Origin of the sequence: Actinomadura sp. NPDC000600 (assembly GCF_040492135.1) — a bacterium.
Classification (GTDB): domain Bacteria; phylum Actinomycetota; class Actinomycetes; order Streptosporangiales; family Streptosporangiaceae; genus Spirillospora.
Genome location: NZ_JBEUPD010000018.1, coordinates 131650 through 153393, shown reverse-complemented (window position 1 = coordinate 153393; position 21744 = coordinate 131650). Strand labels below are relative to the sequence as shown.

Sequence of the window (21744 nt, the reverse complement as noted above, 5' to 3'; positions counted from 1 at the left end):
GAAATGATGGCGGACATGACGACGCGCATCCTGATCGCCGACGATCAGGAGCACGTCCGGGGCGCGTTCCGGATCATCCTGGACGCGCAGCCCGACCTGACCGTGATCGCGGAGGCGGCGGACGGCGCCTCGGCCGTCGAGCAGGCCCGCCTGCTGCGCCCCGACGTCGTGCTCGCCGACGTCCGCATGCCCGGGATGGACGGGCTGGAGGTCACCCGGATCCTCGCCGGACCGGACGCCGCCGACCCGATCCGCGTCGTGGTCGTCACCACGTTCGACCTCGACGAGTACGTGCACACCGCGCTGCGCAACGGCGCGTGCGGGTTCCTGCTCAAGCGGTCGAGCCCCGCGCTGCTGGTGGAGGCGGTGCGCGCGGCGGTGTCCGGCGACACGCTGATCAGCCCGCAGATCACCGTCCGGCTGCTGCGCCGGCTGGCCGAGCGGGCGGACCGGCCCCCCGCGGGCGGGCGGCTGTCCGAGCGGGAGGCCGAGGTCGCGCGGCTCGTCGCGCGCGGGCACACCAACGGCGAGATCGCCGAGGCGCTGTTCATCTCGCCGGGCACCGTCAAGAACCATGTCGCCGCGATCCAGCGCAAGGTCGGGGCCCGCAACCGGGTCGGGATCGCGGCCTGGGCATGGGACAGCGGCCACATCACCGGCATATAGCGGCCGCCCGCAGCGGCGTGCCCCGGCACGTCACGACCGCCGCCGCAGGAGCGTCGCCGTGGTGTCGTCGGCGGGCAGGAACGCTTCGAGACGCAGCTCGGAGAGCGTGACGTCCACGGCGGTCGCGAACGAGGTCAGCGTCGTGATCAGGCGCAGCTCGCCGTCCGGTACCCGCAGCCGGAGCGGGACGGCGAAGCCGAGGTGGTCGCCCGCCGGCTCCACCCGGGGCAGGTAGCCGTCCAGCTCGTCGACGAACTCCGTCAGGGCCGGGTCGGGGACGCGCCGCGCCTGGTCGCGGAGGCTGCCGGTGATGTGCCGGCCCCATTCGGCGAGGTTCTCGACGCGGCGGGCCGTCCCGTCCGGGTGCAGGGCGAGGCGCAGCACGTTGACCGGCGGTTCCAGCAGCGCGGGCGCGGCGCCCTCGGTGAGGACGCCGAACGCCGGGTTGGCGGCGACGAGCTCGCCGTACGGCCGGACGACGACCGCCGGGTACGGCATGTGCCCGTCGAGGATGCGTTCCAGGGCCTCGCGCACCGGGCCGAGCTCGGGGGCGTCCAGGCCCGACTCGGTGTAGACCGGCGCGTAGCCGGCGGCGAGCAGGAGCCCGTTGCGCTCCCGCAACGGCAGCTCCAGGGATTCGGCGAGCCGCACCACCATGGCGCGGCCCGGCTGGGAGCGGCCCTGTTCGAGGAAGCTCAGATGGCGCTGGGTCGTGTCGGCCCTGATCGCCAGTTCGAGCTGGCTGAAGCGCCGGCGCGTCCGCCATCGCCGCAGGTCGCGCGCGAACGTCCCGGGCTCCGCCACCACTGTCATGCCCCCATTCCACACCGGGCGCCCGCGCCGGCTCCATTCCCTGCAGGGAATCGCGGAGCCGCAGGGCGGCCCGCAGACTGCCGCACATGAGCACTCAACTCGATGTGAAGCGATTGGCCGACCGCTATGTCGCCCAGTGGAACGAACCCGACCCGGCGGCGCGCAGCGCGCTCGTCCGCGAACTGTGGACGTCCGACGCGGTCCACGTGCTGGTCGACCCGCCGCAGGAGGTCCGGGAAGCGGCCGCGGCGCTCGCCGTCCCCGCGCCGTTCCTGGAGGTCCACGGCCACGACGCGCTGGACGCCCGGGTGGGCCGCGCCTACGAGATGTTCGTCGCGTCCGGCGAGCACGTCTTCGCCGCCGAGGAGCCGGCCGAGCTGCTCCCCAACGTGGTCGCCATCCGCTGGTCGATGGTGACGACCGGGGGACGCGAGGCCGTCGGCGGCGGGCTGGACGTCCTCTCCCTGGACCCCGCCGGCCGCATCCGGACCGACCACCAGTTCATCGCCCCGTGACGCGCTTCACGAAGATCGTCCGCACCCGGGACGGCCGATCGGCGTTCGAGAACGGCGAGCTGGCCCTCGACCGCCGGATCGTCGCCGAGGGAGTGCCGGCCATGGCGATCGGCGAACTGGGGTCGAGCGGCGGCGTCCAGTTCCTGAGCAGTGCCGCGTTCGACAGCGCACCGCACCCGGCGCCCCGCGAGCAGTGGGTCGTGATGCTGCGCGGCACCATCGAGGTGACCGTCGGCGACGGCGACCGGCGTCGCTTCGGCCCCGGTGACCTGGTGCTCGCCACCGACACCACGGGCACCGGGCATGTGACGACCGGGGTGGGCGACGCGCCGTTCGAGGCGCTGTTCATCCCGGTCTGACCGCGCGGCCGCGGGCGGACGGCGGTCAGGTCGGCGCCCCTTCCGCGCGCAGGGCGAGGGCGCCGAGGACGGCGTAGCCGCCGGTGATCGCCGTCAGGCCGGCCGCCGGTCCGCGCGGCACGTCCCCGCGGACCACGTGCGCGAGCCCGGCGGCGGTGTCGCAGGCGTCCACCATCAGGCAGAGCCTCCGCCAGCGCCGCCGCGCCCGCGGATCGCTCAGCAGGTAGCCGAGGCCGAGCGCGACGGCCCGGCTGCCGAAGACCCGGATCAGGTACCTGAGCTCGGGGCCGTCGCGGTCGCCCATGCCCGCCAGCCGCACGTTGAGGCCGGGCGCGGCCAGCGCCAGCGCACCCCACGCCACCCGGCCGCCCGCAAGCATCTCCAGTGTTCGCTCCATGCCGCGACCCTCCCATCACGCCCCGCCACGAACCGATTACCTCGGAGGTAAGGCCGCGATCCGGCACAGCCCGCCGGCCGCCCTGCGCCGGCACGGGCGATCCGGCGAAGCCTCGGCTCCGGCGCGCTCCGGCAAGGGCCGATCGCCTGGGACATGAGACCGCGGTCGGTCAGGTGGTGAGGATGGAGCGCACCGTCGCGGACACGACGCGGCCGGTCTCCTCCTCGTCCAGCCGCTCGGCGCGGGTCTCCTCGGCGGCGCCGTGCAGGACGTACTGGACCACGTTGACCAGCCATGTGATCGGCAGGTCGGTGCGGAACACGCCCTCGTCCTGGCCGCGGCGGACGATGTCCTCCACGCGCTTCGCCGGATCGGCGTGCAACTCGCGGACGCGCCCCGCCGGAAGGGCCTCCTGCGCCGCCATGAGCAGCGCCCTGGATTCGGCCACGAGGGCCCAACTGGACTCCACCAGCCGGGTGAGCGCCTCTTCGGGGCTCCCGGACAGGTCGAGGCCCGACAGCTTCTCCTCGCCGACGCGCAGCGCGTCGGCGAGGGCGGCCTCGACCAGGTCGGCCCGGTTGCGGAAGTGGCCGTAGAGCGTCATCCGTCCGACACCGGCCGCCTTGGCGATGTCGTCGATGCTCGCGCCGGGGTCCCGGCCCAGGCACTCGCGTGCGGCGGACACGATGCGGGCGATGTTGCGCTCGGCGTCTGCGCGCCGGCGCCGGCCCGGGGCGGCGGAGGACATGCCCGCATCCTAACTCGTACATCGAAGTACGTGTTACTCTCCTAACTCGTATGGTCCTATACGAGTTATTGAGGAGAAGTCGTCATGACAGACACCGGTCACGACGCGGCCGCGCGGCCGCATCCGCTGCGCTGGCGCATCCTGGGGCTGCTCGGCGTGGCCCAGCTCATGCTGATCCTCGACGTCACGGTCGTCGCGATCGCGCTGCCGCACATGGAGACCGACCTGGAGCTGAGCCGCCAGGCCGTGACCTGGACGGTCAGCGCCTACACCCTGGCGTTCGGCGGCCTGATGCTGCTCGGCGGGCGGACCGCCGACCTGTTCGGGGCCAAGCGGGTCGTCCTGGCCGGCCTGCTGGTCTTCACGGCCGCGTCGCTGGTGACGGGCCTGGCCGGATCGGCCGCGGTCCTGCTGGGCGGCCGCGTCGCCCAGGGGGTGGGGGCGGCGATGCTGTCCCCGTCGGCCCTGTCCCTCGTGGTCACGCTGTTCCAGGGGGACGAGCGGAACAAGGCGCTCGGCGTCTGGTCCGCGCTGGGCGGCGGCGGGGCCGCCCTCGGCGTCCTGCTGGGCGGAGCGCTCACCGCCGGTCCCGGCTGGCCCTGGGTGTTCTTCGTCAACGTCCCCATCGGCCTGGTGATCTTCGCCGCGCTCGCCCGGATGCTGCCGCGCCACGAGGCGGCCGCGTTCCGCCCCCGGCTCGACGTCCTCGGCGCGCTGCTGGTCACCGCCTCGTCCGGCGCCCTGATCTACGCGTTCATCCGCGCCGGCGACGCCGGCTGGCTGGACCTCGGCACCGGCTGGCCGGTGCTGCTCGCCGCGGTCGGCTACCTGGCGTTCGCGGCCAGGCAGAAGACCGCCGCCTCCCCCATGATGGACCTCTCGCTGCTGGCCCGCCGCCCTGTGGCCACCGGCACGTTCCTGATCGTGACCGCGACGGCCCTGATGATCGCGATGTTCTTCCTCGGCACGTTCTACTTCCAGCACGCCCGGGACTACGGCGCGCTGCGCACCGGCCTGCTGTTCCTGCCGATCGCGGTCGCGACGATGGCCGGCGCCAACCTCACCGGGCGGACCATCGCCGCCGCGGGACCGCGCCGCCTCGCCGTCGCCGGGCTCGTCGCCGCCGCCGCCGGCATGGCGATCCCGGCCGTCTCGCTGCACCCCGTGACGGTCGTGGCCGGCACGGCGATCGCGGGCGCCGGAGCGGGCGCGATGTTCGTCGTCGCCTCCGCCACGGCCCTCGGCCAGGTGGCGCCGCACGAGTCCGGCATCGCGTCCGGCATCGTCAGCACCTTCCACGAGTTCGGCGCGTCGATCGGGGCCGCCGTCATATCCAGCGTCGCGGCCGCCAGCCTCACCGGCGACACCCTCGACGGCTTCACGAACGGCTTCGTCCTCGCCGCCGCCACCGCGGCCGTCGCGACCCTGGCGTCCGCCGTCCTCACCCCGGGCCGTCCCGCCGCCGCACCGGACCAGGCGCCGGCGGACGCTTGACCCTGACGCGCGGGTCACTGGAGCACTTCAGCATGGTGGAGGTGGACGTGCCTGTGCCGGCGGAGGGGGAGGTGCTGGTCCGCAACCGCTACTTCCAGGTCTCCCGGCGCGCCCTCAGACCTCGAACAACCGACGGATCCCGGACAGCGGACCGGAGGGGGACGCAGGCTGCTCCGGCGCGGCGGACAACGACCACCGGGCAGACCCCGCGGCGTGGACGACGATCAACCCGCGCCCACAGATCCGGGCACTTCGGCGGTCTTCGTCCCGGAGGTCGTACATCAAGGTCCTCAGCCTGCCGAACCGGCACTGCTCCCAGCGACGGTGCTCCCTCATACAGCGGTACTCGACCTCCCAACCGGACGGGCCGGCGACATGGATGCCGAGGACGGCCGGTGCCTTCGCACGGTAAACGAGTACCTCGGCGCCGCTCCCCTGGTATTCGCGGACCAGTTCCACGGCCTCGCTGAGCGGATGCAGCCGGACCGTCCATGCCCCGGTACCCCGGTGCACTTCATCGGGAGCGATCCGCAGGTGCGTCGGGGCCTCGAAGACGTCCGGGGTCGTCTCAAGATAGAAGCGAGCCCGCGCGCTGCCCCCGAGGAAGCGAGTCCTGAGGGTCTTCGGCCTGCTCTGCTCGGCCCTGACCAGTACGGAGTTGAACTCGGTGGATCCCGTACCGTTCCTGGTCACCTCCATGATGGCCGACCGGCCGGGCTCGGGCCAGTCGATCGGGACCGTGTACGCCCGCTCGTTGCTCCCCGAGTAGGAGAACCGCCGGTTCGACAGCGGCTGGGGCCCTGGCGGCTCGCCGCGTTCGCGTGCGGCGCGGGAGACGTCTACGGGCACCGGCAGCCCGTGGGCGCGGGCATCCATACGGACCAGGGCGTTCCTGGCGTTGGCGAGTTCCTGACGGACCTGCTCGAAGTCACGGGAGTCGAGGGCGTCCCTGGCGTTGGCGTAGCCGTCGAGCACACGCCGGTAGTCCTTCATGGACTCCGGCGGCACGCCGGGCGCGGCCGGGTCGAAGGTGAGCCCACCGATCTCTTCGCCCAGCTCCGTGACTGTTTCGGTGAGTTCGGCGATCCGCCGGTCCGGTGTTCGTACACCCCCGTCCCGGACGGCGTCGGCCGCGGCGGCGGTGGGATTCGGCGGCGCCGCCGAGCGCCGCATCCGGAAGACGAAGAGGAAGGGCAGGGCGCTGGCAAGCCCCAGTGCATAGCCGAGTACGAGATCCACGGCGGCCCTCCCGGCACCCCTGGCGCTCCGATGCAGAGGACCAGATCACATGATCGTAAGCCACCCTCGTGCCGCCGCGGTGACCAGCCGGGCCTCCGCCGGCAGGGGCACCCGCCCGGCGGCCCGGTGCGGCTCGGGAGGCGGAGCGGTCGACGAGATCCCCTGGTGGTGAACAGGTAGGGCGCCCAGTCATCTGACAGATGAGCCGCCCGCAGAGGTCTCCATAGCTTCGGACGCATCATCAGACCGCGCCCTTGAAGGGAGATACCGATGACCAAGGCACCGCTGCGCGTCGCGATCATCATCGCGAGCACGCGCGAGGGACGGTTCGGGCCGACCGTGGGGGACTGGTTCGCCGAGCAGGCCCGGCAGCGCGAGGACCTGATCGTCGACGTCGTCGACGTGGCGGACGAGCCGCCGCCGTCCGCGCTCGGGGCGAAGGCGTCCGAGCGGTTCGCGCGGGTGACCGCGACGCTGCGCGAGGCCGACGCCTTCGTCGTGGTGACCTGCGAGTACAACCACAGCTTCCCCGGCACGCTGAAGAACCTGATCGACACCCACTTCCACGAGTGGCGGGCCAAGCCGGTCGCGTTCGTCTCGTACGGGGGGCTCGCGGGCGGGCTGCGCGCGGTCGAGCACCTGCGGGCCGTCTTCGCCGAACTGCACGCCGTCACCGTGCGCGACACCGTCAGCTTCCACAGCCCGTGGAACTGGTTCGGCGGCGACGGCCGGCCGAACGACCCCGAGGGCGCGTCCGCGGCGGCCAAGGGGATGCTCGACCAGCTCGCCTGGTGGGGGCACGCGCTGCGCGACGCCCGGGCCGTCCGCCCGTACGGGAGCTGAGATGACCGCGACGGCGGAGGCCCCGCCGCGGGAGCGGACGGGGCCGGACCCGATGGCGGTCGCGCTCGTCCTCGTCCTCGGCTCGATCATGATCACGCTGGACACCACGGTGGTGAACGTCGCGATCAATCGGCTGTCCCAGGAGTTCCGCGCGCCGCTCGGCACGATCCAGTGGGTGGCGACCGGGTACTCGCTGGCGCTCGGCGCGGTGATCCCGTCCAGCGCGTGGGCGGTCGGGCGGTTCGGCGCCCGCCGCCTCTACCTGGGCGCGATCGCGGCGTTCGGGGCCGGGTCGCTGCTGGCCGGGCTGGCGTGGAACATCGAGTCGCTGATCGCGTTCCGGGTCGTGCAGGGGTTCAGCGGCGGGCTGGTGATGCCGGTCGGCATGACGATCCTGCTGCGCGCCGCCGGGCCGGAGCGGCTCGGCCGGCTGATGAGCACGCTCGGCCTGTCGATCCTCGTCGGGCCGCTGGCCGGGCCGGTCCTCGGCGGCTGGCTGATCGACGAGGTTTCGTGGCGGTGGATGTTCTTCGTGAACCTGCCCGTGGCGGCGGCCGTCGTGGTCCTCGTCCTGCGGGTCTTCCCGCGCGACGTCCCGGCGGAGGGTCGGCCGCTGGACCTTCCGGGCCTGCTGACGCTCTCGCCCGGCATCGCCCTCGTGCTGTACGGCGTGACGACGGGCGGCGACCGCGGCGGGTTCGGCTCGCCGGGCGTCCTGGCGCCGATGGCCGCGGGCGCGGCGCTGGTCATCGCGTTCGCCGTCCGGGCGCTGACGGCCCGGCATCCGCTGATCGACCTGCGCGGGTTCCGGGACCGGACGTTCGCCGCCGCGACCGGCACGCTGACGCTGTTCTCGTTCGGCTACTTCGGCTCGATGCTGCTGCTCCCCCTGTACCTGCAGGTCGTCCGGGGCGAGAGCGCGACGATGGCCGGGGTGATCGGCATCCCGTTCGCGCTCGGCTCCGGGACGGCGATGCAGGTCGCGGGCCGCATCGCCGACCGGGTGCCGCCGGGGCGGCTCGTGCCCGTGTCGGTCGCGACCGCCCTCACCGGGTTCGCGCTGTTCACCGCCCAGCTCGACGCGGACGCGTCCTACTGGGGGCTGTGCGCGACGATGCTGCTGATGGGCGCGGGCGGCGGCGCGACGATGATGCCCGCGATGGCGGCGGCGACCCGCGGCCTGCCGCACGACCGGGCCCCGGCGGCGAGCGCGACGGTCAACCTGCTCAACACGATGTCGGGCGCCGTCGGCATGGCGGCGGCGTCGGTCGTGCTGTCCGCGCTGATGAGCGGCCTGGTGCCGGACGGGGAGGGCGGCCCGCTCCAGGCCGTCCACAGGCTGGGACCGGGCGGGCACCGGGCGCTCGCCGGGCCGCTGGCGGACGCGTTCCAGCACACCTACCTCTTCGCGGTGGCCATGCTGGCCCTGGCCCTGATCCCGGCGCTGCTGCTGCCGCGCAAGAAGGCCGAATGACCGTGCGGGCCCCCGGCCACGGGAGCCGGGGGCCGCACCGGGAGGCTCAGACCTCCTTGAGGAAGCCGGAGTCGACCGCGAAGTCGGCCCCGGTGGTGCTCGCCGACCGCGGCGACGCAAGCAGCACGACCACGTCCGCGACCTCCTGCGGCGTCGCGAGGCGGCCGGTCGTGAGGCTCATCATCTCGGCCGCGCCGCCGTCCAGCACGGCGTCGCGGTCGGAGCCGGTGGCCCCGGCGATGATGTCGGCGGCGCCGCCCTCGTCGGTCCACCACGGCGTCCGGACCGGGCCCGGCGACACCGAGTTGACCCGCACGCCCTGCGGGGCGAACTCCTCCGACAGCCCCTTCGTCAGGTTGTTCAGCGCCGCCTTCGCCGCGTTGTAGTCGTAGTTCATCGGCCCGGGGCGCCGCCCGTTCCCCGACGACACGTTGACGATCGACGCCGCGTCGCTCTCCAGCAGGTGCGGCATCGCCGCCCGGACCGCGCGGACCACTGCGAACAGGTTGAACTCGAACATCGCACGCCAGTCGTCGTCCGACGGGGTCAGGAACCCGAACCGGGGCAGCATCGCCCCGGGCGGCGGCCCGCCCGCGTTGTTGACCAGGACGTCGAGCCGGCCGAACTCCTCCACCGCCCGCTCCACGACGTGCGCCGGGGCGGCGGCGTCCATCAGGTCGGCGGACACGTGGAGCAGGTTCGGCCCGGCGAGCGCGTCCAGTTCCCCGCCGGGCTTGCGGGACACGGCCACGACGCGGGCGCCCTCGTCCAGCAGCGTCCGCGTGACGGCCGCCCCGATCCCCTTCGACGCTCCGGTGACGATCGCGACGCGTCCGGCGAGCCGCAGGTCCATGGGTACCCCTCTCATAGGCGAGCGCGCCCGCCTCGGACGCGCCTCGCCCTCTGAACCCCGCCCCGCCGCCCCCGGTTGCACCGCGAGCGCGCGCACCGTCCGGCACGCGGGCGGATCAGAGCCAGCCGGCGTTGCGGGAGATCCGGATGGCGTCGATGCGGTTCCGGGCGTTGACCTTCGTGATGGCGTTGGAGAGGTAGTTGCGGACCGTCGCCCGCGTCAGGGAGAGGGAGACGGCGATCTCCTCGGTGGACAGGCCGCCGTCGGCGGCGCGGAGCACGTCGGCCTCGCGCGGCGTGAGCGGGCTGCTGCCGGTCTCCAGGGCGGCGGCGACCAGGTCGGGGTCGATGACGCGCTCCCCCGCGGCGACGCGCCGGATGCCGTCGGCGAGGGTCTCGGCGGGCGCGTCCTTGACGATGAAGCCTCGGACGTGGAGCTTGAGCGCGCGCAGCAGGTTGCCCGGCTGGCTGAGCCCGGTGAGGACGAGCGCCCGGCACTCGGGCATCCGCTCGTACAGCTCGCCCGCGGCGGTGAGGCCGTCCATGCCCGGCAGGTCGATGTCGACGACGGCCACGTCCGGCCGGGTCTCCAGGGCGGTGGCGACGATCCGGTCCCCGCGGTCGAGCTCCGCGACGACCTCCATGTCGTCCTCCAGCAGGATCAACGCGACCAGCGCGCCGCGGATCATGTGCACGTCCTCGGCGATCAGCACTTTGATCATCAGAGAGTCTCCTCGGGAACGTCGACGAGCAGCCGGAACCGGCCCCTCGCCCCGTCGGCGGACACGGTGCCGGACAGGGCCCGCGCGCGTTCGGCCAGCCCGGCCAGGCCGCTGCCCTCGCCCTTCGGCTCGCGCATCCCGTCGTTGACGATCTCCAGCCGGACGGCGCCGCCGCGGCGCCGCGCGGTGATGGAGCAGGTGCGGGCGTCGCTGTGGCGCAGCACGTTGGTCACCCCTTCCCGCACCGCCCAGGCGAGGACGTCCTGGACGGCCGGGTCGAGGTCGGGCAGGCGCACCTCCACCCGGGCCTCGATGCCGGCGGCGTCGAGCAGTGCGGCCACGCCCCTGGTCTCCTCCTCCAGCGACACCGAATGCTCGTTCCTGGCCACGGCCCGCATCCCGACCAGCGCCTCGCGGGCGACCAGGGTGAGGTTCTCGATCTGCGCGCGGGCCGCGGCCGGGTCCTTCGACAGCAGCCGCAGCGCGAGGTCGCCCTTGAGGGACACCGCCGCCAGGCTCTGGCCGAGCAGGTCGTGCAGGTCGCGGGAGACGCGCAGCCGCTCCCGCCCGATGGCGACCTCGGCCAGCTCGGTGCGGGTGGCCTGGAGCTCGTCGGCGATCCGCACCAGCCAGACCGACCCGCAGGTGGCCACCACGCCGATCGTGAAGCCGGCCGACAGCCAGAAGGCGGCCCACGCCACCCGCTCGACGACGCCCACGTCCGCGTAGTCGCCGGGCGGCGACATGATCAGCGCGACCAGGGTCCCCACCACGGGCAGGAGGGCCACCACGGCCGCGGCGGCCCCGCGCAGCAGCATGATCGCCGAGACGACCACGAACAGCTGCATGTCGATCCAGTTGCCGGTGAACCAGGGCATCGGCAGGTAGACCAGGACGACCAGCGCCAGGAACGTCCAGTGCCAGCCGCGCGGGCGTTCTCCGCGCACCGCGGCGAAGCTGTGCCGCAGTTGCAGGGCGCCGATGACCGACCCGACGAGGAGCGGCACCGCGGGATGCCGGGCGACGGGGCCGTCCGGGCCGCTGATCGCGTAGATCGGGGACGCCAGGATGAACGGCAGGTGCGCGGCGACCAGGAACCAGCGGGCCCGGCGCGGCGACCAGGCGGGCCCCTCCAGCCACTCGGCGGACGCGGCGCTCACCGGGCACCGGCCGCGATGTCGCCGGGTCCACCGGGTTCGCCGGGGTCGCCGGGTTCGGCCCTGGCCTCCAGACGCAGCCGTCCGTCGTGGCGGGCGACCACGATGACGCAGCGCCGGACCAGGTCGTCCTGCAGCAGGCGCGCGACGTCGGCGCGCAGCGCGGCATGGAGGGCCTCGTCGACGGTGTCCGGGACGTCTCCGTCCGGCAGGGCGACGCGGCTCTCGATGCCCGCCGCCGACAGCAGGGTCGTCGCGGTGTCCAGCGCGGCGTGCAGCGAGGTCCGCTGGTAGCCGCGGACCAGCCGCCGGGCCTCGGCCAGCGCCTGCCGCGAGCCCCCGGCGAGCGCGCGCAGCTCGGCCTCCGCCGCGGCCCTGTCGGACCCGGCCAGCGCGCCCGCCCGCTCACCCCGTACGGTGATCGACTCCAGGGCCGCGCCCACCGTCTCCCGCAGCTCCCGGTCGATCCGCAGCCGCTCGCGCGCGACCGCCCTGTCCGCCAGCGCGCGCCGCGCCGCGTGCAGCCGGCGCACCGCGCCGACCAGCCAGATCAGCAGGAACACCGGCAGGCCCTTGAGGGCCCCGGCGATCGTGAAGAACGCGGCCATGTCGGGGCGGCCGAGCAGGACCGCCAGCGGCGGCTGAGCCACCACGATCACCCCGAACAGCGCCACCGACCAGGGGCGGCGCAGCACGATGAGCACCGAGACCGCCAGCGCGTGGAACTGCCCCAGCCACAGCGCGCCCAGGTACGGCAGCACCCCGACGATGATCAGCGCCATCGCCGCGACCGTCCAGCCGGCTCTCGGGGGACGGGTCCCCCGGGCGGCGTGGCGCACGTGCCTGACGTGCAGGGGCAGATAGCCCGCCGTGGCCAGCACCGCCCCCGCGGTACGCGCCGTGTCGGTGGAGATGAGGGCGAACCGCCACAGCTCCACCGCGGGGATCAGCACGCTGTAGGCGACCGCGCCCATCGTGGCGAGCGGAACCAAGCCCGCCGCGGGTGAGGCGAGCAGATCGGTTCTCGAACGCGGTTTCAGGTGGCCCTCCACCCGTGAACCCGGGATCCACCAGGATATGCGCTCGCCCCGGGACGCGGCCGGGAAGGCGACGGCGTCCAGCACGTGACCTCCCCGGACTCTCCGCATGGCTGTCCGCCCCGATCGTTCTCGCGACGACGATCCCGCTGGCGACGACCGCCGCCCCTGGACGATCGCGAACCATTGTCGCCACCCGGCCGGGCCCGGGGGCAGATGCCGATGTCCCCGTCTGACCGATGACGTTCATCACTGCCGACTGACGACATCGGCATCTGCCGCGTTCCCCCCGGGTCGAGCGAGGCTCGACGCATCAGGACGAGCGCCCTCCGAAAGCGGCGCGCACCACCCGGTCCACGCAGGGGCACCGGAGACGGCAGAGGGAGCGAGATGACCAGGTTCGCCGGTCCGGCCATGGGTCCGGAAGAGCCGGACGCGGATGATGTCGTCCGCCTCCAGGCGGTACGCAAGACGTTCGGGAACAAGCGGAACGGCGTCGTCGCCCTCGACGACGTCACCATCGGGATCAGGCGGGGCGGCTTCACCGCGATCATGGGCCCCTCGGGCTCGGGCAAGACCACGCTCCTGCACTGCGCGGCGGGCCTCGAAAGGCCGACCTCCGGTTCGGCCGTACTGGACGGCCACGACCTGACGAGGATGCGCGAGCGGGCCCTCACGCGGCTGCGGCGCGAACGCGTCGGGTTCGTGTTCCAGGCGTTCAACCTGCTGCCGGCGCTGAGCGTGGCCGAGAACGTCGCGCTCCCCATCCGGCTCGCGGGCGGCAGGCCGCGGCGGCGGGCCGTGGACGACGCGCTGGAGCGGGTCGGTCTCGCCTCGATGGGACGGCGCCGTCCCGCCGAGCTCTCCGGCGGCCAGCAGCAGCGGGTGGCCATCGCGCGGGCGCTGATCACCGGCCCGGCGGTCGTCTTCGGGGACGAGCCGACCGGCGCGCTGGACACCCGCAGCGCCCGGGAGGTCCTCGCCCTGCTCGGCGACGCGGTCCGCGCGGCGGGGCGGACCGTCGTGATCGTCACCCATGACCCGGTGGCGGCCGCACAGGCCGACCGGGTCGTGTTCCTGGCCGACGGGCGGATCACCGACGAGATGCGCGAGCCCTCCGCCGAAGCGATCGCCGAGCGGATGACCCGGCTGGGCGCGTGGGGCCGCGACGGCGGGCGCCCGCGCGAGGAGGTGTCGTGATGCTCCGGCTCGCCCTGCGCACCCTGCGCTTCCGGAAGGGCGGCCTCGCCGCCTCCTTCGCCGCCCTGTTCCTCGGCGTGCTGATCGTCACGGCGTGCGGGGGGCTGATGGAGACCGGCATCCGCGCCGACGCGCCGCCGCGCAGGCTGGCGGGCGCGCCAGTCGTGGTGACCGGCGACCAGTCCTACCGGGTGCCGAAGTCCGGCGACGCCGAGCATGTGACGCTCCCCGAACGGGTCCGGCTCGCACCCGAACTGGTGGACGCCGTTCGGGCCGTGCCCGGTGTCGGGAGGGCGGTGCCCGATGTCTCCTTCCCCGTCGCCGTGCTCGGCCCGGACGGCCGCGGTCCCCTGCCCATGCCCGAACGGCCGGCCGGTCACGGCTGGTCATCGGCCTCGCTCGCGCCCTACACCCTGACCGCCGGGCGGGAGCCCGGAAGTCACGGCGAAGTGGTGCTGGACGTCAGGACGGCCGCCGCTGTGGGAGCGCGGCCAGGCGGCACCGTCGATCTGGCGGTACGCGGCACGGTCGAGCGCTTCAGCGTCGCCGGCCTGGCCGCGGGCCGCCCGGAGCTGCCGGCCGGGGTGTTCTTCTCCGATCCGGACGTGCGGCGGATCGCCCCACGGCAGATCGACGCGCTCGCGGTCTTCCCGGTCCCGGGCACGGGCACCGGCGAACTCGCCGGACGGATCTCCGCCGCGCTCGCGGGACACGACGCGACCGTCGCCACCGGAGGCGACCGCGGGCACGCCGAGTTCACCGACGTCCGGCCCGCGGGGGAGGTCCTCATCGTGCTGGCGGCCGTCTTCGGCGGGTTGGCGATCATGGTGGTGGTCTTCGTCGCGGCGAGCACGCTGGGGCTGTCGGTCCAGCAGCGGCAGCGCGAGACGGCGCTGCTGCGGATCATCGGCGCCACGCCGGGGCAGCTGCGCCGGATGGTCCTCGGCGAGGCGGTCGTGGCGGCCGCCGCGGCCGCCGCGCTGGCCCGGCCGCTCGGGCCCCGGGCCGGACGGGCGCTGTTCGGCCAGATCACCGGGCACGACGTGGTCCCCGCCGAGATCGCCTTCCGGCAGGGCTGGATCCCGCCGGCCGCCGCGGCCGGGGTCGCGCTGCTGACCGCCGTGGTGGCGGCGCTGGTCGCGGTCCATGGCGCGGCGACGGCCCGTCCCGCCCGCACGCTCGTCCAGGCATCCCTGCTGGACCGCCGGCTCGGCCCGCTCCGGATCGGCGCCGCGCTGGTCTGCCTCTGCGGCGCCTTCGCGCTGATGCTCGTCACGGCGATCGTGCTGTCCGGGCCGGTGGCGGCGAGCACCGCCGGACCGTCGGCGATGCTCTGGGCGGCCGGACTGGCGCTGCTGGCCCCGCTGATCGTTCCGGTCGTCGCGGCGGCGCTGCGGCCCGCGCTGCGCGCCCTGCCGGGGAACGCCGGGTACCTGGCGCTGCTGAACGTGCGGGCACGAAGGGACAGGACGGCCGCGGCCCTCACCCCGGTGATGCTCGCGACGGGGCTGGCCACCGGCCTGATCTACCTCCAGACCTCGCAGGCGGCCGACGCGCGGCACGTGTTCGCCGGCAGCCTGCGCGCGGACGCGGTGGTCACCTCGTCCACCGGAGGCGTTCCCCTCGGCCTGGTGGACACCGTCCGGGCGACCCCGGGCGTCGCGGCGGCGTCGGCGCTGGTCACCAGCACCGGGTTCGTCGAGACGCCGCGCCTCGCCGGGCAGAGCGAGGACGGGCTGGAGCTGCGCGGGGTCAGCCCGGAGGGCGCCGGCGCCACCACGGCGGTCACCGTCACCGCCGGCGCGCTCACCGACCTGCGCGACGACACTGTCGCCCTCGACGTCCGGCACGCGCGGCGGATCGGCGGCGGGGTGGGCGTGGGCGACACCGTGACGTTCCGGCTCGGCGACGGCGCGAAGGCCGGCCTCCGGGTCGTCGCGCTGTTCACCACGCGGACCGGGCCCGCGACCGTGCTGATGCCCGCACCCCTGCTGGCCCGGCACACCACGGCCGGCATGCCCGCGGAGATCCTCGTGCGCGCCGCCCCCGGCGCCGGCCGCGGCCGGCTGGCCGCCGCGCTCTCCGCGCGGGTCTCGGACCGGCCCGGCGTACGGGTCGCGGGGCGGGACGAGGCCGTCGCGGCACAGGCCGAGCAGGAGCGGACGGGCGCCTCGGTGAACTACCTGTTCGTCGCCGTGATCATCGGCTACACGGTGATCACCCTGGTGAACACGCTGATCATCGCCGCGGCGGAACGGCGGCGCGAGTTCGCGCTGCAGCGGATCGTCGGAGCCGACCGGGACCGGCTGCTGCGGATGATCACTGTCGAGGGGCTGATCGTCGCCTTCTCCGGCGTTCTCCTCGGCTGCGCCGTCGCGGCCCTGACGCTGGTGCCGTTCGGCATCGCGCTGAACGGCTCCCCGGTACCAGGCGGGCCGCCCTGGATCTTCCTCACCGTGGTCGGCTCGGCCAGCGCGCTGACGCTCGTCGTCACGCTGCTGTCGGGCCGTGCCGCCATGCGCCCGCATCCGGCGGAGGTGATGGCGAGCCCCGCGTGACCCCACCGTTCCCCGGCCTCGCGGGCACCACCCGCCGGCACCGCAAGGAGATCATCATGTACGGCATTCTTCGGCGTTCCCCAGAGCGGCCCCGCTCACGCCGCACCCCCTGGTCGGCCGTGGCGCTGGCGCTCGCCGCCTCCGCCCTCGCGGCCTGCACCGCCTCGGCCGCGACGGTGCGGACCGGAGCCTCGGACGGCACAGGGCACCGGCCACCGGTCCCGACGCTGCGCTGGGACGAACGCTGCGCCCAGGGCGGCGGCGCGTACGTCTGCGACACCGCGCGCGTCCCGCTCGACTACGACCGTCCCGACGGCCCCCAGATCAACCTCAGGGTGATCAAACGCCCGGCGGCCGACCGGCGGCGCCGCATCGGCACCCTCTTCTTCAACTCCGGCGGGCCCGGCAACGCCCTCACGTCCTATCTCCCCGCGCTCTACGACCGGTTCCCCCAGCAGGTGAAGGAGCGTTTCGACGTCGTCGGGTTCGACCCGCGCGGGGTCGGCGAGAGCACCGCCGCGCAGTGCTTCCCGACCGCCGCCGACGAGCAGGAGCTGTTCTCCCGGCTTCCCGCTGGCTTCCCGGTCGGGAAGGCCGAGGAAAGTCGGACCCTCGACGTCTTCGCCCGCTTCGCGAAGGCGTGCGCGACGCGCGATCCGGCCCTGCTGTCCCATGTCTCCACGGCGAACACGGCCAGGGACATGGATCTGCTCCGCCGGGCCGTCGGCGATCCCAAGCTCAGCTACTACGGCCTTTCGTACGGCACGCTGATCGGCGCGACCTACGCGAACCTGTTCCCGGGGCGGGTCCGCGCGATGGTCCTCGACAGCGTCCTGGAACCGGTGGCGTACACCAAGGGACGGCACGGGGAGGCCAGGCGGCTGGGCACGGCCCTGCGCCTGCGGGAGGACGTGGACCGGATGCGGACGCTGAACGCCTTCCTCGACCTGTGCGGCCGGGCCGGGTCCGCCCGCTGCCCGTTCTCCACCGGCACCGCCGAAGGGACCCACGCCAAGTACGACGCTCTCCTCGAAGCACTGCGCCACCGACCGGTCCAGGTCGGAGACGAGACCTACACGTACGCCTCGACCGTGGCCGCCGTCTCGTGGACGCTGGAGGCCACGACGGCGATCCCCGGCGCGGTGGACGCCGGGTGGCCCCAGGGCGCAGAGCTCCTGCAGACGCTCTGGCAGGGCGCCCACGGCACCGCTCCTCGCGCCCCGCACCACACCCGCGTCCAGGACACCGGAGACAGGTACGACGGTCCCGAGCAGTTCGCCGCGATCGCCTGCTCGGAGAGCCCGAACCCGCGCGACCCTTCGTCCTACCCCGCGCAGGCCGCCTGGGCCCAGGGCCGCTCCGGCGACGCGGGACGCATGTCCGCCTGGAAACTGGCCGTGTGCGCGGACTGGGCGTTCACCGACCGCGACCGCTACGCCGGCCCCTGGAACCGGCGCACGTCCGCCCCGGTCCTGGTGATCGGCGTGACCCACGACCCGCAGACGCCCTACGCCAACTCGGTGGCCCTGACGAGAGAACTGTCCCGAGCCCGGCTCCTCACCGTCGAGGGATACGGACACGGCGCCATCCAGAACAGGAGCACCTGCGCCGACGACCACCAGGCGGCCTACCTGGTGACCGGGAAGCTTCCCGCACCCGGCACCACCTGCGCGCAGGACGAGCCCCCGTTCACCGCCCCAAGCCCGTGAGCCACCCTGCGAACGCTCTCCTGACTAGTTGAGCGCGTCGTAGACGAGGGCGGCCACCGCGCCGTACGCCAGGTGGGGGACGGCGTCGGACGCCCAGTCCGACGCCGACCACTCGCGGGGGTCGGTCAGGCCGAGGGCGGTCATCGGGACGCTCGATCCGGCCATGGCCAGCCCGGTCAGGACGGCCGTCCCGACCGGCCGCGGGAGGCGCCGGCGTCCCGCCAGCAGGCCGTAGACCAGCCCGGCGCCGAGGCCCGTGCCGAAGCCGAGCATCGGGCCGAGCCCGGCCTTGCGGTTCTCGGCCTTCTCCCCTTCGCCCAGGTCGACCCCGGCGGCGTCGGCCAGCTTCTCCACGCTCTGCTCGGGCGTGCTGCTGGCCGGCCGCCCCCGGAGGGCCATATCGAGATAGGTCACCATGTTGAGTGCGGTGGTCCCGGCCGCTCCGGCGACCAGCCCGCGCGTCATCCTGTCCATGCAGTCGCGCTACCCAGCATCCGCGCGCTCCCACCTGAGATCCCGGCCGCGCCCGCGAGGCTCAGGGGTCGGCGCGCAGGTCCTCGATCAGGGCGAGGGTGCAGGCGTGTTCGTGGCGGGCGCCGACGCGCTCCCATGCGCGGGCCGAGCCGGTGAGTTCACCGGTGTCGCGGTGGAGGCGCCCGGAGGCGCGGGCGAGGCAGGCGGCGGCCCACTCGTTCTCCGCGGCGGCGTCCGACGCGGCGGCCAGGCGCTCCGGGGCGTCGGGCAGGCCGGCGGCGACGGCGAGTTCGGCCCCGGCCGCGCGCGCGTACCCCCGGTACCAGTCCTGGGGCGGGAACGCGGCGAGAGCCCGCTCCACCAGGGCCGGAGCCTCTTCGGTCCGAACGGCCCGCAAAGCGGTCCGGGCGTCGACGAACGCCGCGTAGGAGGCCAGGTAGCGGGACCGGGCGTCCCCGGCGATCCGTTCCGCGCGGGCGCGCCACAGCCGGAGGCCGTCCTCGTCGCCGAGGAGTCCGTGGGCCAGGGCGACGGCGGCGACCGAGGGCGCCGTCCACGCGAGCGGGCTTCCGGCGTCCTCGCAGGCGTCCCACAGCGTGCCGGCTTGCGACAGCGCCCCGTCGAGGTCGCCCATGAGGACCAGCGCCTGGACGAGGGTGCTCATCGCGACGGGCGACCGGTCGCCGATGAGGTCGTCGGACGCGGCGAGCCGGGCCGCCGACAGGGCCGCGGGCAGGTCGCCGGCCGCGACGGCGCAGGCCGTGGCCATGTGGTACGTGTCGGTGATCTCCGGGGCGGTGTACGGGACGTCGCGCGGCATCGCCGGGAGCAGGCCGACGCGTTCGGCGGCGATCCGGTGCGCCGCCCGGAACCGGCCCTCGGTCAGGGCGGCGATGCCGGACGCGTCCAGCGCGGCCGACAGCAGGACCGGGTCGCCGGTGGCCCTGGCGGCGGCCAACGCGTCCTCGGCCAGGGACGGGTCCGGGGTCACCTTCTCGGCGCCGTGGTTCCACGCCCTGGCGGCGGCGACATGCGCCGCCACGACCCGGTCGCGGGCGTCCCCGGCGGCGCGGGCCCGTGCCAGCAGTCCCCGCAGGCGCTCGTGGGGGATCTCGGTGTCGAATCCGGAAGGGTGCCGCTCGGCGGTCACGACGGCGAAGGCGAGGGTCACCGCCTCGCCGTCGCCGTCACCCGCACTGCGGGACTGCTCCGCCGACTCCAGCAGGAGGTCGAAGGCCCGTCCGGTCTCGATCAGGGCGTGCGCGGCGTCCGCGGCGTCCCGCAGATCGAGCGCCGCCTCGTTCGGGGTCGGTGCCCGCCGGGCCGCCTCCCGGTAATGGCCGGGCGCCTCGTCGAGGAACCGGCGGGCATAGGTGAGATGCCCCAGCGACCGGGCGAGGCGGTGCGGCACCTCCGCCCGGCCCGGCGGCGCACCCGCGAGCGCCGCGCGCAGGTCGTCGGCGACGGCGTCGAAGCGGGCGCGCCAATCGCCGTCCAGCAGGCCTTCGAGTTCGGCGGCGGTGTCCGCGGCCCATCCCAGGTACCGCCGGCGGACGACCCCCCGCGCGGCCCCGGCGACCAGCCGCTCCGCGGCGAACGCGCGGACGGTCTCCAGCATGCGCCACCGGCCCTCCGCGGTCCGGACGACGAGGCTCTTGTCGACCAGCCGCCCGAGCAGGTCGGCGACCGCCCCAGCGCCGAGGCCGGGGAAGACGGCGCCCGCGACCGCCAGGTCGAACCCGCCGACGAATACCGAAAGGCACTCGAACAGGTCCTTCTCGTCCTCGGTCAGCAGGTCGTGGCTCCAGCGGATGACCGCGCGCAGGGACCGGTGCCGCTCCACCGGCCCGCGCCCTCCGGCCAGCAGCCGCAGCACGTCGTCCAGCGCCGACAGCAGCCCGCCCGCCCCGAGGGACGCGCCGCGCGCCGCCGCGAGCTCGATCGCCAGCGGCATCCCGTCCAGCCGGCGGCAGATCTCGGCGACGTCCGCGCGGGCGGCCGTGAACCCCGGATCGGCCGCGGCGGCGCGGTCCAGGAAGAGCCGTTCGGCGTCGGAGCCCGTGGGTAGCGGCGGGACGGGAACGGTCCGCTCGCCCTGCACGCCGACGCGCTCGCGGCTCGTGGCCAGGACGGTCAGGGTGGGGCAGGCCGTCAGCAGCCGGTCGGCGAACTCGGCGGCGGCGTCGAGGAGATGCTCGCAGTTGTCCAGGACCAGCAGTGTCCGGCCCCGCGCGAGGCGGCGGGCGATGGCGTCCTCCAGCGCCTGGCCGGGCCGCTGGGTCACGCCGAGCGCGGACGCCGCCGCCTGCGCGACGAACCCCTCGGCGACCGGCACCAGGTCGACGAACGCGCCGCCGAGCGGGAACGCGGGCGCGGCCGCCTCCGCGGCCGCCGCCGCCAGCCGCGTCTTGCCGATCCCGCCGGCGCCGAGGAGGGTGACCAGCCGCTCGCCCTCCAGCAGGCCGAGCACCGTCGCGATCTCCTCGGCGCGCCCGAGGAACGTGGTCCGCGCGGCCGGCAGGCCGGCGATGTGCCCCGGCGGGGGCGTCCCCCGCCGCGACTCCTCCGCCAGCTCCCACCGGTCGGCCGCGCCGTACTTGCGCAGGAGCGAGGAGATGTGGCTCTCGACGGTCCGCACGGAGATGTGGAGCCTGCCGGCGATCTGGACGTTCGACAGCCGCTCGCCGAGCGCCGCGAGGACCTCCGCCTCACGTTTGGACACCTGGACCGGACGCTGGGGGGTCATCACGCCAGTCTTACCAATCCGGAGAACTCCGGTGGCGGCTTCCGTGCCGTCTCCGTGGCGGCACGGATGTCCCGGCGCCCGCCCGCCCCGGAGACTTGCGGCATACGGCGATCACCCACACGTCCCGGATCGGAGAATCACGTGCGACGCATCATCAACTCCGCGTTCGTCTCGATCGACGGTGTCATCCAGGACCCGCAGGACTGGCCGTCCCTCGGGGGCGGCGACTCCGGCGCGCAGACGGAGCTGCTGCTCGGCTGCGACGGCGTCCTCCTGGGCCGGCATACCTACGACAGCTTCGCCTCGGTGTGGAAGGGGCGGTCCGGCGACCCCTACACGGACAAGATGAACGCGGTGACGAAGTACGTCGTCTCGTCCACCCTCGAGAAGGCCGACTGGGACGACTCCGTCGTCATCGGCGGCGACGTGGTCGGCGAGATCTCCCGCCTGAAGGAGCAGCCCGGCGGGGACATCCTCCTGTACGGGTTCGGCCGCCTCTCCCACACCCTGATGCGGCACGGACTGCTCGACGAGCTCCGGCTCTGGGTCCACCCGTTCTTCGTCGGGAAGGCCGACGAGGAGGGGCTGCTCTTCCGGCAGGACACCCACGCCATGTTCGACGTCGTCGAGACCCGGACGTTCGACTCCGGCATCGTGCTGCTGTCGTACCGGCTCAAGCCCTCCGCCGGCAAGGACTGACCCCTGCCCGCGGTCTCCGGGGCGCCGGTCCTTACGAGAGCC

The 21744-nt window shown here is 74.5% G+C and carries 20 protein-coding genes; 10 read left to right on the top strand and 10 right to left on the bottom strand.

The genetic code is table 11. The features are described from left to right. The first annotated feature begins 15 nt into the window (after positions 1–15). Positions 16–666 (top strand): response regulator, encoded by a 651-nt coding sequence (locus tag ABWI07_RS25520; RefSeq protein ID WP_149260682.1) that lies wholly within the window; start codon positions 16–18, stop codon positions 664–666. 30 nt (positions 667–696) lie between these two features. Here the strand turns inward: ABWI07_RS25520 and ABWI07_RS25515 are convergent, their stop codons facing one another. Then, positions 697–1479: a helix-turn-helix domain-containing protein gene (locus tag ABWI07_RS25515; RefSeq protein ID WP_353820035.1), complete on the bottom strand. Its 783-nt coding sequence runs from the start codon at positions 1477–1479 to the stop codon at positions 697–699. 86 nt (positions 1480–1565) lie between these two features. On the opposite strand from ABWI07_RS25515, the gene ABWI07_RS25510 reads away from it, so the two are divergent. Continuing rightward, entirely contained in the window at positions 1566–1994 is a 429-nt protein-coding gene (locus ABWI07_RS25510; protein WP_353820034.1) for a hypothetical protein, read from the top strand. Then, entirely contained in the window at positions 1991–2353 is a 363-nt protein-coding gene (locus ABWI07_RS25505) for a cupin domain-containing protein (RefSeq protein WP_149260685.1), read from the top strand. The genes ABWI07_RS25510 and ABWI07_RS25505 overlap by 4 nt, the downstream gene beginning before the upstream one ends. Positions 2354–2378: 25 nt before the next feature. Here the strand turns inward: ABWI07_RS25505 and ABWI07_RS25500 are convergent, their stop codons facing one another. Further along, positions 2379–2750 (bottom strand): hypothetical protein, encoded by a 372-nt coding sequence (locus ABWI07_RS25500; RefSeq protein WP_149260686.1) that lies wholly within the window; start codon positions 2748–2750, stop codon positions 2379–2381. Positions 2751–2919: 169 nt separating this feature from the next. Beyond that, on the bottom strand, positions 2920–3498 hold the full coding sequence (locus ABWI07_RS25495; protein WP_353820033.1) for a TetR/AcrR family transcriptional regulator: 579 nt from the start codon (positions 3496–3498) through the stop codon (positions 2920–2922). An 84-nt stretch (positions 3499–3582) separates the two neighbouring features. Between ABWI07_RS25495 and ABWI07_RS25490 the strand changes: the two genes are divergently transcribed. Beyond that, positions 3583–4992, top strand: a complete 1410-nt coding sequence (locus ABWI07_RS25490; protein ID WP_353820032.1) for an MFS transporter — start codon at positions 3583–3585, stop codon at positions 4990–4992. 114 nt (positions 4993–5106) lie between these two features. Here ABWI07_RS25490 and ABWI07_RS25485 read toward each other — a convergent pair whose 3' ends face one another. Continuing rightward, positions 5107–6231, bottom strand: a complete 1125-nt coding sequence (locus tag ABWI07_RS25485) for a hypothetical protein (RefSeq protein WP_353820031.1) — start codon at positions 6229–6231, stop codon at positions 5107–5109. A 270-nt stretch (positions 6232–6501) separates the two neighbouring features. Between ABWI07_RS25485 and ABWI07_RS25480 the strand changes: the two genes are divergently transcribed. Continuing rightward, complete coding sequence (locus ABWI07_RS25480; RefSeq protein ID WP_149260690.1) at positions 6502–7074, top strand: NADPH-dependent FMN reductase; 573 nt, start codon at positions 6502–6504, stop codon at positions 7072–7074. 1 nt (position 7075) lies between these two features. Further along, positions 7076–8548, top strand: coding sequence for a DHA2 family efflux MFS transporter permease subunit (locus ABWI07_RS25475; protein ID WP_353820030.1), 1473 nt, complete (start codon positions 7076–7078; stop codon positions 8546–8548). A gap of 46 nt (positions 8549–8594) precedes the next feature. Here ABWI07_RS25475 and ABWI07_RS25470 read toward each other — a convergent pair whose 3' ends face one another. From ABWI07_RS25470 to ABWI07_RS25455, 4 genes are all read right to left on the bottom strand, one after another. Beyond that, positions 8595–9401: an SDR family NAD(P)-dependent oxidoreductase gene (locus ABWI07_RS25470; protein WP_149260692.1), complete on the bottom strand. Its 807-nt coding sequence runs from the start codon at positions 9399–9401 to the stop codon at positions 8595–8597. A gap of 115 nt (positions 9402–9516) precedes the next feature. Then, complete coding sequence (locus ABWI07_RS25465) at positions 9517–10122, bottom strand: response regulator transcription factor (protein WP_353820029.1); 606 nt, start codon at positions 10120–10122, stop codon at positions 9517–9519. Continuing rightward, a complete protein-coding gene (locus ABWI07_RS25460; protein WP_149260694.1) occupies positions 10122–11282 on the bottom strand; it encodes a sensor histidine kinase in 1161 nt (386 codons plus the stop codon). The genes ABWI07_RS25465 and ABWI07_RS25460 overlap by 1 nt, the downstream gene beginning before the upstream one ends. Next, complete coding sequence (locus tag ABWI07_RS25455) at positions 11279–12403, bottom strand: histidine kinase (protein ID WP_353820028.1); 1125 nt, start codon at positions 12401–12403, stop codon at positions 11279–11281. Before ABWI07_RS25455 ends, ABWI07_RS25460 begins: the two co-directional genes overlap by 4 nt. A gap of 303 nt (positions 12404–12706) precedes the next feature. Here ABWI07_RS25455 and ABWI07_RS25450 point away from each other — a divergent pair, with 303 nt between their 5' ends. The 3 genes from ABWI07_RS25450 to ABWI07_RS25440 are packed head-to-tail and all read left to right on the top strand — an operon-like array spanning position 12707 to position 17783. Continuing rightward, positions 12707–13516 carry an ABC transporter ATP-binding protein gene (locus ABWI07_RS25450; RefSeq protein ID WP_353820027.1) on the top strand — a complete coding sequence of 270 codons (810 nt, stop codon included), beginning with the start codon at positions 12707–12709 and terminating at the stop codon, positions 13514–13516. Then, positions 13516–16074 (top strand): ABC transporter permease, encoded by a 2559-nt coding sequence (locus tag ABWI07_RS25445; RefSeq protein ID WP_353820063.1) that lies wholly within the window; start codon positions 13516–13518, stop codon positions 16072–16074. Before ABWI07_RS25450 ends, ABWI07_RS25445 begins: the two co-directional genes overlap by 1 nt. Continuing rightward, positions 16071–17783: an alpha/beta hydrolase gene (locus ABWI07_RS25440; RefSeq protein ID WP_353820026.1), complete on the top strand. Its 1713-nt coding sequence runs from the start codon at positions 16071–16073 to the stop codon at positions 17781–17783. The genes ABWI07_RS25445 and ABWI07_RS25440 overlap by 4 nt, the downstream gene beginning before the upstream one ends. 24 nt (positions 17784–17807) lie before the next feature. Here the strand turns inward: ABWI07_RS25440 and ABWI07_RS25435 are convergent, their stop codons facing one another. Together ABWI07_RS25435 and ABWI07_RS25430 are read right to left on the bottom strand one after the other, a co-directional pair. Then, complete coding sequence (locus ABWI07_RS25435; RefSeq protein ID WP_149260698.1) at positions 17808–18257, bottom strand: hypothetical protein; 450 nt, start codon at positions 18255–18257, stop codon at positions 17808–17810. Between the two features lie 61 nt (positions 18258–18318). Continuing rightward, a complete protein-coding gene (locus tag ABWI07_RS25430) occupies positions 18319–21003 on the bottom strand; it encodes an ATP-binding protein (protein WP_353820025.1) in 2685 nt (894 codons plus the stop codon). Positions 21004–21144: 141 nt separating this feature from the next. Between ABWI07_RS25430 and ABWI07_RS25425 the strand changes: the two genes are divergently transcribed. Next, positions 21145–21702: a dihydrofolate reductase family protein gene (locus ABWI07_RS25425; protein ID WP_353820024.1), complete on the top strand. Its 558-nt coding sequence runs from the start codon at positions 21145–21147 to the stop codon at positions 21700–21702. The last annotated feature ends 42 nt before the right edge of the window (positions 21703–21744 follow it).